Annotated in this window: 9 protein-coding genes; 5 read left to right on the top strand and 4 right to left on the bottom strand. The window is 72.5% G+C overall.

Annotated elements, in window-relative coordinates:
- The first annotated feature begins 2 nt into the window (after window positions 1-2).
- From AC3A5R_RS06480 to AC3A5R_RS06465, 4 genes are all read left to right on the top strand, one after another.
- Window positions 3-920 carry an ABC transporter ATP-binding protein gene (locus tag AC3A5R_RS06480; RefSeq protein WP_487619907.1) on the top strand — a complete coding sequence of 306 codons (918 nt, stop codon included), beginning with the start codon at window positions 3-5 and terminating at the stop codon, window positions 918-920.
- Window positions 917-1,729 carry an ABC transporter permease gene (locus AC3A5R_RS06475; RefSeq protein ID WP_487619906.1) on the top strand — a complete coding sequence of 271 codons (813 nt, stop codon included), beginning with the start codon at window positions 917-919 and terminating at the stop codon, window positions 1,727-1,729. The genes AC3A5R_RS06480 and AC3A5R_RS06475 overlap by 4 nt, the downstream gene beginning before the upstream one ends.
- 72 nt (window positions 1,730-1,801) lie before the next feature.
- Window positions 1,802-4,516, top strand: a complete 2,715-nt coding sequence (locus tag AC3A5R_RS06470; protein WP_487619905.1) for a winged helix-turn-helix domain-containing protein — start codon at window positions 1,802-1,804, stop codon at window positions 4,514-4,516.
- A gap of 157 nt (window positions 4,517-4,673) precedes the next feature.
- The gene (locus AC3A5R_RS06465; protein ID WP_487619904.1) at window positions 4,674-5,360 is read left to right on the top strand and encodes a hypothetical protein; all 687 of its coding nucleotides are present in this window, start codon (window positions 4,674-4,676) and stop codon (window positions 5,358-5,360) included.
- A gap of 117 nt (window positions 5,361-5,477) precedes the next feature.
- Here AC3A5R_RS06465 and AC3A5R_RS06460 read toward each other — a convergent pair whose 3' ends face one another.
- Window positions 5,478-7,079, bottom strand: a complete 1,602-nt coding sequence (locus tag AC3A5R_RS06460) for an Hsp70 family protein (protein WP_487619903.1) — start codon at window positions 7,077-7,079, stop codon at window positions 5,478-5,480.
- Window positions 7,080-7,236: 157 nt separating this feature from the next.
- Between AC3A5R_RS06460 and AC3A5R_RS06455 the strand changes: the two genes are divergently transcribed.
- Window positions 7,237-8,376 carry an alpha/beta hydrolase gene (locus AC3A5R_RS06455; RefSeq protein ID WP_487619902.1) on the top strand — a complete coding sequence of 380 codons (1,140 nt, stop codon included), beginning with the start codon at window positions 7,237-7,239 and terminating at the stop codon, window positions 8,374-8,376.
- On the opposite strand, the gene AC3A5R_RS06450 is transcribed toward AC3A5R_RS06455, so the two are convergent.
- The 3 genes from AC3A5R_RS06450 to AC3A5R_RS06440 all read right to left on the bottom strand — a co-directional run bounded on the left by AC3A5R_RS06450 (window position 8,357) and on the right by AC3A5R_RS06440 (window position 11,798).
- Window positions 8,357-8,875, bottom strand: coding sequence for a copper chaperone PCu(A)C (locus AC3A5R_RS06450; protein WP_487619901.1), 519 nt, complete (start codon window positions 8,873-8,875; stop codon window positions 8,357-8,359). The two genes, AC3A5R_RS06455 and AC3A5R_RS06450, sit on opposite strands and share 20 nt — an antisense overlap.
- 113 nt (window positions 8,876-8,988) lie before the next feature.
- Window positions 8,989-10,239 carry an arginine deiminase gene (locus AC3A5R_RS06445; RefSeq protein WP_487619900.1) on the bottom strand — a complete coding sequence of 417 codons (1,251 nt, stop codon included), beginning with the start codon at window positions 10,237-10,239 and terminating at the stop codon, window positions 8,989-8,991.
- A gap of 23 nt (window positions 10,240-10,262) precedes the next feature.
- A complete protein-coding gene (locus AC3A5R_RS06440; protein WP_487619899.1) occupies window positions 10,263-11,798 on the bottom strand; it encodes a basic amino acid/polyamine antiporter in 1,536 nt (511 codons plus the stop codon).
- Between the last annotated feature and the right edge of the window lie 352 nt (window positions 11,799-12,150).

The following is a 12,150-nucleotide window of genomic DNA, read 5'->3' as shown; positions in this document are numbered from 1 at the left end:
TCATGATCACCGTGGATCGACTGACCAAACGCTACGGCCCGGCTGTCGCCGTCGACGACATCTCCTTCACCGCCCGACCCGGACGCGTCGCCGGGTTCCTCGGCCCCAACGGTGCCGGCAAGTCCACGACGATGCGGATGATGGTCGGTCTCACCCGGCCGACCGCCGGCACCGCCACGGTCCGGGGCCGCGCCTTCACCGACCTGCCCAACCCCGGCCGGGAGGTCGGCGTCCTGCTCGACGCGTCCGCCCAGCACGCCGGCCGGACCGGGCGTGAGACCCTCACCCTGGCCCAGCAGACGATGGGTCTCCCGTCCGACCGGGTGCCGGAGATGCTCGCCACGGTCGGCCTCACCGACACCGAGGCGGCCCGACGCGTCCGCGACTACTCGCTCGGCATGCGGCAACGCCTCGGCATCGCCACCGCCCTCATCGGCGACCCGCAGGTCCTCATCCTCGACGAGCCCGCCAACGGCCTCGACCCCGCGGGCATCCGGTGGATGCGCGACCTCCTGCGCGGCCACGCCGACCGCGGCGGCACCGTGCTGCTCTCCTCCCACCTCCTGCACGAGATCGAGGTCATCGCCGACGACCTCGTCGTCATCGGCCACGGCCGGATCGTCGCCCAGGGCACCAAGTCCGACCTGCTCGCGACCAGCGGGACCCTCGTGCAGACCCGGGACCGCGCCCGCCTCGCCACGGCGCTCGCGGATGCCGGAACGACGTTCACCGACCACGGCCCCCGCACCACCAGCGGCGTCTGCACGCTGCGCGTCGACGCCGACCCCGAGCACGTCGGTCGCCGGGCCGCCCTCGCCGGCGTCGCCCTGCTCGACCTGCGCCCCGCGGAGGGCGCCGGCCTCGAGGAGATGTTCCTCGAGCTCACCGCCCAGACCCAGCGAGAAGGAGCTGTCGCATGAGCACCACCACCCTGCCCGAGCCCGTCACCCAGGTCGCCACACGACCTCTCCACGCGCCGACCCGCGTCCCGGTGCACCGCCTGGTCCGGGTGGAGCTGCGCAAGTCCCTCGACACGCGCTCCGGTTTCTGGCTCCTGGTCGGCACGGCCTTGACGGCCGTGGCCACGACGATCCTCGTCATCGCGTTCGCGCCGGCAGACCAGCTCAGCTACGCCAGCTTCACGCTGGCCATCGCCAAGCCGATGAGCGTGACGCTGCCGCTCATGGCCGTCCTGTCCGTTACGGCCGAGTGGACCCAACGCAGCGGGCTGAGCACCTTCACCCTGGTCCCGCACCGCGGGCGCGTCATCCTCGCCAAAGGCATCGCCATGCTCCTGGTCGGCGTCCTCGCCATGGTCCTCGCGTTCCCGCTCGGTGCGCTCGGCAACCTCGCGGGCAGCGCCGTCCACGGCCTCGAGCCCGTCTGGGACCAGAGCGCCGTCGACCTGGCCTACTTCGCGCTCGCGAACACCCTGCTCATGGCGGTCGGCTTCATGTTCGGCGTCCTGATCCGGGCCTCCGCAGGCGCCATCGTCGCCTACTTCGTCTACGCCTTCGTCGCCCCGACGCTGCTCACCTTCCTGGCCATGGGTCAGGAGTGGTTCCGCACCGCGCAGCCCTGGGTCGACCCGAACTACAGCCAGGACGCTCTGTTCCACGGCGGCTTCGGCGCCGAACAGTGGGCGCAGCTCGGGGTCACCGCAGCCGTGTGGCTCGTCGCGCCGCTGGTCATCGGCGTCATCACCCTGCGGCGCACCGAAGTGAAGTAGCGGGCACCGGCCACGGCCCGCGCTCCGCCGATCTCGCTGACCTTCGCACGGCCGCACTCCTACACTCGGCGCGTGGCCGTGTTGGGGACCAAGCTCCACCTGCCTGCCGCGCGCCCCGGTCTCGTCGCGCGCCCCCGGCTCAGCGGTCGCCTGGCCGGCGCCGCCCGTCCTCGGGTCGTGCTCGTCTCGGCCCCGGCCGGTTTCGGCAAGACGACCCTCCTGACGCAATGGCTCACCACCGCCGACGAACGACGCAGCGTCGCCTGGGTCTCGCTCGACGACGACGACAACGACCCGGCACGCCTGCTCGAGCACGTCGTCGCCGCCCTCGCCTCCGTCCGCGGCCTGCCGGAGGCGTCGCGACTCATGGCCGACGGCGGTGCGCCTCCACCGCAGGCCGTGCTCACGAACGTCGTCAACGACCTCGACCTGCACGAGGGCCAGACCGTCCTGGCCCTCGACGACTACCACGTCATCGACGCCCCCGAGTCGCACGCCATCACCTCGTTCCTGCTCGAGCACGCGCCACCCCGGCTCACCCTGGCCATCGCGACGCGGGCGGACCCGCCACTGGCCCTGTCCCGCCTCCGCGCGAGGGGCGAGCTGCTCGAGATCCGCGCCGCCGACCTGCGGTTCACCCCGGACGAGACCTCCTCGTTCCTCGACCAGGTCATGGGCCTGTCCCTGCCCCGGGCCGACGTGCAGGCGCTCGCCGACCGGACCGAGGGCTGGGTGGCCGGTCTCCAGCTCGCGGGCCTGTCGCTGCAGGGCGTGGAGGACCGCGCCTCGTTCGTGCAGGAGTTCGCCGGCACCCACCGGTTCATCCTCGACTACCTCGTGGAGGAGGTGCTCGCGCAGCAGCCCGAAGACGTGCGTCGGTTCCTCCTCGACACCTCCGTGCTGCACGAGCTGACCGGTCCGCTCACCGACGCGCTGACCGGCCGGCACGACGGACGCGCGGTCCTCGAGGCCCTCGACCGAGCCAACCTCTTCGTCGTCCCGCTCGATGACCGACGGACCTGGTACCGATACCACCACCTGTTCGTCGAGGCGCTCCGCGCCCGGCTGGTCGCCGACGACCCCGACCGCGTCCCACGGCTGCACCACGCGGCCAGCGTCTGGCACGCCGGACACGACCGCCCCCGGGACGCGGTGCGGCACGCCCTGGCCGCCGGTGACCCGGACCACGCGGCCGACCTCGTCGAGTGGGCGCTGCCCGACCTGCGGCGCACCCGCCACGACCGACTCTTCCGGGACTGGCTGACCGCCCTGCCCGACGACGCCGTGCGGGCCCGGGCGCTGCTGGCCACCTACCGGGCGTGGACCCGGCTCGTGGAAGCAGACCTCGACGGTGTCGATGCGTGGCTCGCCGCGGCCGAGGCCGCCTTCGCCGCCCACCCGCCGGTCGCGGCGCCGGACGCGTCGGAGGTCACCCGCGAGGAGGTGCGGACGCTGCCCGCCACCATCGCGATCTTCCGGGCGTCCGCCGCCCAGGCACGCGGCGACACCGCCGCGGCACAGTGGCACGCGCGGCATGCCCTCGACCTGTGCGGACCGGAGGACCACATGGCCCGGGGCGGGGCCGCCGGGTTCCTCGCGATGGCCGCCTGGGCCGACGGTGACCTCGTCGAGGCGGTCTCGACCTTCCAGGGCGCGCTGGAGGACCTCACCGCCGCCGGTGACGTCGCGGACGAGTTCGGCGGCACCGTGCCCCTGGGCGCCATGTGGACCGCCCGCGGGCGACCCGACGAGGCCAGGCGCCTGTTCGAGCGGGCCCTCGCTGCGGCCGAGGCCCACCCCGGCGCCGCCCTCGCGACCCTCGGCGACATCCACGTCGGTCTGGCGGACGTCCTCGTCGAGCAGGGCCACCTCGACCGTGCCGACGCACACCTCGCGGCGGCCTCCGCGCTGGGTGAGTCGGCGTCCCTGCTGGAGAACCGGTACCGCTGGGCGATGACGGCCGCCCGCCTGCGCCGCGCGCTCGGCGACCTCGACGGAGCCCTGCGGCTGCTCGAACAGTCCGCCGACGCGTACCGAGCCGGCTTCTTCCCCGACGTGCGCCCCCTTCCGGCCCTGCGGGCCCGCATCCTCATCGCCCAGGGCCGCCTGGCCGACGCCCGGCAGTGGGCGACCGCCACAGGCGTCGAGCAGCGGCCGGCAGGGCGCTACCTCGACGAGTTCAACGAGGCCACCTACGTGCGGCTGCTGCTCGCGGAGCACATCGCCGGCCCGGAGTCACACCCGGTCGCCGACGCACTCGACGAGGCCGAGTCGCGCCTCGCCGCCATCGCTCGGGACGCCGACCGGGGCGGTCGCGGCGCGAGCCTCGTCGAGGTCCGGCTGATGCAGGCTCTGTGCAGCGACGCCCGCGGTGACCACCGGGTGGCCGTCGAGCGGCTGGCCGAGGCCCTCGCCCTCGGCGTGCCGGCCGGGTTCGTCCGCCTCTTCCTCGACGAGGGTGAACCGCTCGAGCGGCTCCTGCCGGCGGTGGAGCGGCACCCGACCGCTGGTGGGCAGGCCCGCGCCCTCCGGCACGCCACGTACCGCCCGCCCCCGGGGTCCGCACGGACCTCCGCCCCGGACGCCCCGCATCCCGACGCGCTCAGCGACCGTGAGCTCGACGTCCTCCGCCTGCTCGCCACCACCCTCAGCGGCCCCGACATCGCTCGCGAGCTGTACGTCTCCGTCAACACCCTGCGCACCCACACCAAGCACATCTTCACCAAGCTGGACGTCAACACCCGCCGCGCCGCCGTCGAACGCGCCCGCGAGCTCGGCCACCTCTGACCCGGCCTCTGGCCCGACCTCGCCGCCCGCGAGCCGGTCCGGTGACACGACAGGTCACCACCCGGATCACCACCGATGGTGATCCGGCGTCACCCGTCCGGTTCCTACCGTCGAGCGCATCGGCACGCCCGCCGAGCCACCGAACAGAGGAACCGCCATGAACATCTCCACCGCCCGCCTCGGCCAGGCCGCCGGCGTCGCTGCCGCTGCAGCCGGAGCCATCTACATCGCCGTCCAGATCAACCACCCCGCCATGACCGTCGAGTCGGCCACGACCACCGACTGGGTCGTCCGCAACGCGGCCAAGACCGCGATGTCCGCGTTGGCCCTGGCCGGGATCGCCGGTATCTACCTGCGCCAGCACGCCAGGGCCGGACTCGTCGGCCTCGTCGGGTACCTCGTCCTGTCGGCAGGCTTCCTCATGATGTTCGCCACGACGTTCATGGCGGCTTTCGCCCTGCCCACGACGGCCCGCACGGACCCCGCGTGGACGGGTGACGTCATCCAGGCGGCCTTCCACGGCAGCGCGGGTGGCGACATCGGTGCCCTGACCACCGTGTTCGCCGTCACGGGTGTCGCGTACGTGCTCGGCGGTCTGCTGTTCGGCGTCACGACGTTCCGGGCCGGCATCCTGAGCCGTTGGGCCGCGGTGCTGCTCGCCGTCGGCAACGTCGCCACTGCGGCCCTCGCCGTGCTGCCGCAGTCGTTCAACCGGCCTCTCGCCGTCCCCACCGGCCTCGCGCTCATCGGCCTCGGGGTCTCCCTGTGGCGCGACCAGCACGGTGCAGCGGACGGGATCGCGACCTCGTCCCCTCAGAGCCGGGCCGCAGCATCGTTCCGATGAGCCACCCCAGAGCGGCTGGGACACCGCCCTGACCTGCACCCTGCAGGTCGGGGCGGTGGTGCTCCCCGGTGGACCTCGACCGCCGGGCGACGTCGTGCCGGCACGCCCAGGGTCCACTCAGACCTGGAGGAGGTGCTCCTGCCGGTAGCCCGTCGTGAGGTCGGTGAGGGACAGCTCGATGATGCCGGCCGGGTCGACCGTGTAGCGCTCCTCAAGCAGCGGGCCGCCCTCGAGCCGCACGATGGGCACCTCGCGCAGGACGGCGGCGTGGGCAGCGGGGTCATCTCCCGCCTCGCGCACGGTCTGCTGGAGCGCAGGATCGAACGGGAAGACGATCTCGGCCACCGGCGCGAGGTCGCCACGGGGCTCGCCCTGGTCGTCGACGGAGGAGTACTCCACGAACCGGAACCAGCCGATGTTGTGCGCGGCCCGGTAGCGGCGCGTCACCACCACCGGCTCGGTGTCTCCCGACGCGCCGAGGGCGTCGCCGGTCGGCAGGGACCGGTCGAGGACCGGGTCGAACGACACGCTCGTCCCGCTCTCGCGCTCGCGGAAGACGCCGAAGCCACGGGAGAGCCGGTCGCGCAGCGAGTAGCCGGCCTCGGAGTCGGCCGCGATGGCCAGGCCCACGGCGGTGGAACCGCTCGGCATCGGTGAGCGGTGCACCCGCCTGCCGAAGCGGGACCGCAGCAGCCGCGGGACCAGCGGCAGGCCGCTGGCGCCACCGACGATGTAGATGCCGGCCACGCCCTGAAGGTCGTCGTCGGCGCCATCCGCGCCGTCGGATGCCTGGAGCGACTGGACCAGCGGCTCCATCGCCTCGGTCGTCGCCGCGACGAGCGGCGTCACGGCGGCGTAGTAGTCCTCGACCGGGACGGTGACCGCGGTGCCCGGCCCGCCGTCGGCCGCCGGCACCTCGACGGCGACCCGGCGCGACTGCGGTCCGATGCGTTCCTTGGCCTCCCGGCACTCCTCGACCAGGGCCGCCCACGCTGCCGCCGACAGCTCGCGCTCGTCGCGGCCGGCAGCCGCGAGCGCGACCGAGGCGAGAGCCTCGTCGAAGTCGTCGCCGCCGAGCCGGTTGACGCCGAAGGAGTCGAGCACCTCGTGGTGGGTGCCCGAGAGGCGCAACAGAGAGGCGTCGAACGTGCCCCCGCCCAGGTCGTAGACGATGACGAGGTCGCGACGGGAGGTGATGGAGCGGGCCTGCCGGTGCGCGAACTCGAAGCTGGCGGCGGACGGCTCGTTGACCAGACCCGCCACGTCGAAGCCCGCACGTCGGCACGCCTCGAGGGTGAGGAAGCGCTGGGCGCTGCCCGCCTGCGCCGGCACCCCGAGCACGGCGCGGGGCCGCGTCGACGCCTCGATCCCGCCCTCGATGCTCGAGGCCGTACGGAGCGCGTCGAGCACTGCGGCGAAGTACCCGGTGAGCACGTCCAGGAGGGGGACCTCGCGCTCACCGAGCGGCATCAGCGTGTGCGGGGTGACCTGCGGCTCGGCGAGCAGACGCTTGAACGAGCGGGCCATGGGCCGGCCACGCCGGGCCGCCTCCAGCGCGGCGAAACCGAAGACCAGGGTGCCTCCGTCGTCCGCGACGACCGATGGGAAGTGGTCATGGGCATCGCCCTCCTCGTCGAGGAAGGCCACCACCGGGTAGTTGCCTCGGTCGCCGTGGGCGACGACGGTGTGCGTCGTGCCGAAGTCCAGGCCCAGGTCCATGGCCCAAGGCTAGGCGCGTCGACCCCGGGCTCCCCGGTCTGTCCACGCGGCAGGGTCACGACGGACCGCCACGTCGCCCGGCCGGAGGACCTTGGGCTCTGCCCCCACGACGCATCGGGTCGCACCCTGGTGCTGGAAGCACTCCTTGGAGCTCACGATGTCCCGATCCGTGCGACTGCGCGGCCCCGCGCCGACGACGCTGCACGTCGTGGCCGGGGCGGTCGGGCTGCTCGCCGGTGCCTGCCTGTTCGCGGTCGGCGTGGGGCTGTTGCCGCACCTCGGCGCGGGAGGAGCCACGACGGGCGCCGTGGTGGGCCTGGTGTGCCTCGTCCTGGGGTCGACGGTGCTCGTGGCCGGCAGTGCGCGTCTGTGGCGTGGCCGGCGCCGGCCGACGCGGGTGCTTCTCGCGGGCGGCACGGTCGTGCTCCTCGGTGTCGCCCTGCTGACGGTCGCGCAGGCGGTGGCGGCCACCGTCGTGCCGCGTGGTCCCGTCGATGCCACGCCGGCCGACGTCGGGCTCGCCTACGTCGACGTCACCGCGCGCACCGCCGACGGGGTCGAGCTCTCCTGCTGGTACGTCCCGTCGCGCAACGGTGCCGCCGTCGTGGTCCTGCACGGATCCGGCTCCACGCGCTCGAGCGTGGTCGGTCAGGCCAAGGCACTGGCCGACCTGGGCTACGGCGTCCTGCTCGTCGACGCGCGCGGGCACGGACGCAGTGCCGGTCGAGCCATGGACCTCGGCTGGTACGGCGACCTCGACGTCCGAGCGTCCGTGGACCTGCTCGCCGCTCGGCGGGACGTCACGGGCGGGCGGATCGCAGTGCTCGGCATCTCGATGGGTGGTGAGGAGGCCATCGGGGCGATGGCGGCCGACGTCCGCATCAGGGGCGTCGTGGCCGAGGGCGCGACCAACCGGGTCCCGGCCGACAAGGCATGGCTCTACGAGAAGTACGGCGTGCCGGGGCGGCTGCAGCAGCAGCTCGACCGACTGACGTACGGCCTCGCCGACTGGTTGACCCCGGCCGCTCCACCGACCGCGCTGCGCGATGCCGTCTCCGCGGCCGCTCCCCGCCGGACCTTGCTGGTCGCGGCAGCCGAGCGGCCCGACGAGGGCGACGCAGCGGCCTACCTGCGCGCCGCCTCCCCGGTGAGCGTGCAGGTCTGGGTGGCCCCCGGCGGCCACGCCGCGGCGCTGGCGTCCGCACCGTCCGAGTGGGAGCGTCGGGTGGGCGCCTTCCTCGACGCTGTGCTGGCCCCCGACCCGGTACGCCCGGTCGCTAGCTCCCGGACGGGGTGACCGGCGACACCGTCGGCAGCCCGAACCCGTCGACGAAGACGTTGACGGTGGCGGTGCCGGACCGGGCGAAGCGGAACTGCACGGGCAGCAGCCGGCCTGCACGGACGTCCACCTTGAGGTCGACGAGCTCGAGGTGCGTCTGGCCCGGGTACTGCATCGAGACGACGCCGTGCGCGGGGACGGGCACGTTCACGGGGCGCTCGGCGCCGTCGGTGCCGTCGCGCAGGATCGTGCGCGTGGCGTAGCTCGTCGACACGGCCACGAGCGTGTCGGCCTGGCTCCCGTCGTTGGCGAGCGTCGTGAACAGCCCGGTGCTCGTGGCGGCCAGCACCTTGCGCTCCTCCGGGGCGTCGATCCGGGTGGCGAGCAGGCGGATGTCGCCGATCTGGGCGTTGACGCTGTTGCCGCGCGCCGGGTTGTCGATGCGGGCCTGGGTGCTGTCGGGCTGGCTCTCGCAGGCGGCGGCGACCAGGGCTACAGGGAAGAACGCCAGCACCACGAACGCCGTCCGTGGACGTCGCCGCCGGAACCGTGCTGTGGTCCGGGTGCCGGACTGAGGAGTCCTGGTTCGGTGCGTTGGTCTCAATGTGCTCATCTCCCGGGCGGTGTCGGTCAGAACTCGACGGGGTCGCGGATGATCGGACACGTCATGCAGTGGCCACCCCCGCGGCCGCGTCCGAGCTCGGCGCCCACGATGGTGATGACCTCGATGCCGGCCTTGCGCAGCAACGTGTTGGTCAGGGTGTTGCGGTCGTAGGTGACCACCACGCCGGGTTCGACGGCGACGGCGTTGTTGCCGCTGTCCCACTGCTGGCGCTCGGACTGGTAGACGTCGCCTCCGGTCTCGATGACGCGGAGCGAGGCCACCCCGAGGGCTTTGGCGACCACGTCGACGAAGGCGGCGCTGCCCTCGTCGACGACCTCGACGCCGGGTGCCTTGTCCGTCGGGAGCAGCGTGAACGTGTGCACCGCGTCCATGATCGTGCGGTAGAGGGTCACGACGTCGCGGTCGACGAACGTGAAGACGGTGTCGAGGTGCATCGCGGCCCTCAGCTTCGGCATGCCGGCGACGACCACGCGCTGGGCCGCGCCCTGCTCGAACAGCGCCGCCGCAACCTGCGTGATCGCCTGGTGCGAGGTTCGTTCGCTCATGCCCATGAGGACGACCCCGTTGCCGACCGGCATGATGTCGCCGCCCTCGAACGTGGCCTGGCTCCAGTCCTTCTCGGGGTCGCCCCACCAGACCGTCGACCCGGCGTAGTCGGGGTGGAAGGTGTAGACGGCCTTGTAGATGAGCGTCTCGTCGTGACGCGCAGGCCAGTACAGCGGGTTGAGGGTGAGGCCGCCGTAGAGCCAGCACGTGGTGTCGCGGGTGTAGAGGGTGTTCGGCAGGGGCGGCATCAGGTACTCCCGAGCGCCGGTGTGTTCCCGGGCGAGGGCGATGTAGCCGGTGCGGTAGTCCTCGGGCAGGTCGTTGGTGGCGAGCCCGCCGATGAGGAACTCCGACAGCTCGCGTGGCGCCAACGACTCGAGGAAGGCGCGCGTGCCCTCCACGAGGCCGAGCCCGACGTGGTTCGGCTCGATCTTGCGGTCCAGGAGCCAGTCCCGCGCCGCTGGGTCCCTCAGCGTCTCGGCGAGGAGGTCGTGCAGCTCCACCACCTCGACGCCGCGCTGGGTGAGCTTGTTGACGAAGTCGGCGTGGTCGCGCTGGGCGTTCTCGACCCACATCACGTCGTCGAACAGCAGGTCGTCGCTGTTGGTCGGCGTGAGCCGGCGATGCGCGAGACCGGGGGCGCACACGAGCACCTTGTGGAGCCGCCCGACCTCTGAGTGCACTCCGTACGTCGTCGATGGGCTGGTCATCCGGTCGCCTCTTCTCGATGGGGTCAGATGGTGATGCGCCCGGTGACCAGGCCGACGACGCCGGCCGCGCCACCGAGGACGATGAGGACGAAGAGCGCGAGCTCGGAGGGCGTGAACAGCCGCCGGCCCTGCTCGCTGCGAGCCTTGATGTAGAGCAACGAGGCCGGGGCGAGGATCACGGTCATGAGGAGCACGAACTTCAGCCCTGCGGCGTCGAACAGGAAGATCGTGTACGCGGTGGCGACGCCGGCGACGACGGTCTCCTTGCGTCGCGTCCTCGGCGTCACGTCCTCGTAGCTCTCACCGGTGAGCCCCAGCTTCAGCGCGTAGGCGGCCGCCAGGAGGTAGGGCAGGAGGGCGAGGCTCGTCGAGAGGTCGAGCATGAAGTTCAGGGCGTCGTCGACGAAGAGCGTCAACGAGAGCAGGGACTGCACCCCGATGGAGGTGACGACCAGCGCCGTGATCGGTGTGCCCTTCGCGTTCTCGTGGCCCAGGAAGCGGGGGAAGTCGTCCTGACGGGCGGGGATGAACATGACCTCGGCGGCCATCAGGGTCCAGGCGAGGTAGGCCCCGAGCACGGACACGATGACCGCGACGCTGATGAACACCTCGCCCCAGTCGCCCACGACCGAGCGGAAGACGCCGATCATCGACGGCTGGCGCGTCGCGGCGAGCTCCGGCTGGGGCACCACGGAGTAGCTCGAGAGCGTCACCAGCGCGAAGATCGAAAGGACGCTGAGGAAGCCGAGCACCGTTGCGCGGCCGACGTCCTCGCGGCGGCGTGCGTACCGGGAGTAGACGCTGGCCCCCTCGATGCCGATGAAGACGAACGTCGTGATGAGCATGGTGTTGCGGACCTGCTCGTTGAGGTTGCCCAGGTCGCCGTAGCTGCCGGCCGTCCAGTTGTCGGCGAAGACGCCGGCATCGAAGTTGACGAACAGAACCACGATGAACACGAGGATCGGCAGGATCTTGAACACCGTGACGATGCGGTTGATGACCGCAGCGTCACGGACGCCCCGCGCGATGAGGTAGTGGAAGAACCAGACGCCGGCGCTCGAGAGGCCGACGGCCAGCACGGTGGCGCCGTCGCCGAAGCCGCTGACGAAGGTGTCCAGCGTGGCGCTGATGAACACCCAGTAGAAGGTGTTGCCGGCGACGGCGCTGGCCCAGAAGCCGATCGCGGAGTTGAAGCCGGCATAGTCGCCGAAGCCCGCCTTCGCGTAGATGAAGACACCGGAGTCGAGCTGGGGCCGGCGGATCGCGAGGCTCTGGAACACGAACGCCAGCATCAGCATGCCGGTGCCGGCGACGGCCCAGGCGATGAGGGAGCCGAGGATGCCCGTGGCGACGCCGAACCGCGCCGGGAGCGAGAACACCCCGGCCCCCACCATGCTGCCGACCACCATCGCGGTCAGGGTCGGCACGCTCATCTTGGCGACCGCGGGCCCGGCCGTCTCCGTCGTCCCGGGCGTCCCGATCGGCACGTCCGCCCGGGTCGACGGTCCGCCCCCCGAGCCGGCGGGCGGAAGTCGCAATCCGTCCTCCTGAGTGCTCATGCGACCTCCTCGGCTGGCACTCGTGATCGACCTACGAGCAGGCGGGTGTGCGCGGGACGCGATGGCGCGCGTTGCGCGCGTGGGGCGGCGCCGCGACGGGCAGCGAGATGGGCCGGGTGAGGGGGGTTTTCATGACGACAGCATCAAGCGTCCGCGGCCCTGTTGTGCCGCAAGCCGATTCGAGCTCAGAGCAGAACGTCGTCGGCCGGCGAGGCCCGGTGCGCCGGCGCGGCTCATCCCCGACCCGAGGCGTCCGACCGGACGCGTGAGGCGATGGTTTCATCACGGCCTCCTCGAGCAGCACCCCTCGTGCCGCTCGCCCACCAGCATGGACCCCTACCGGTAGTCGGTT

This window comes from Intrasporangium sp. Soil_C_50, from assembly GCF_057656595.1.
Note: the sequence above shows the minus strand (reverse complement) of the source record. Positions and strands in the feature narration are given on the sequence as shown.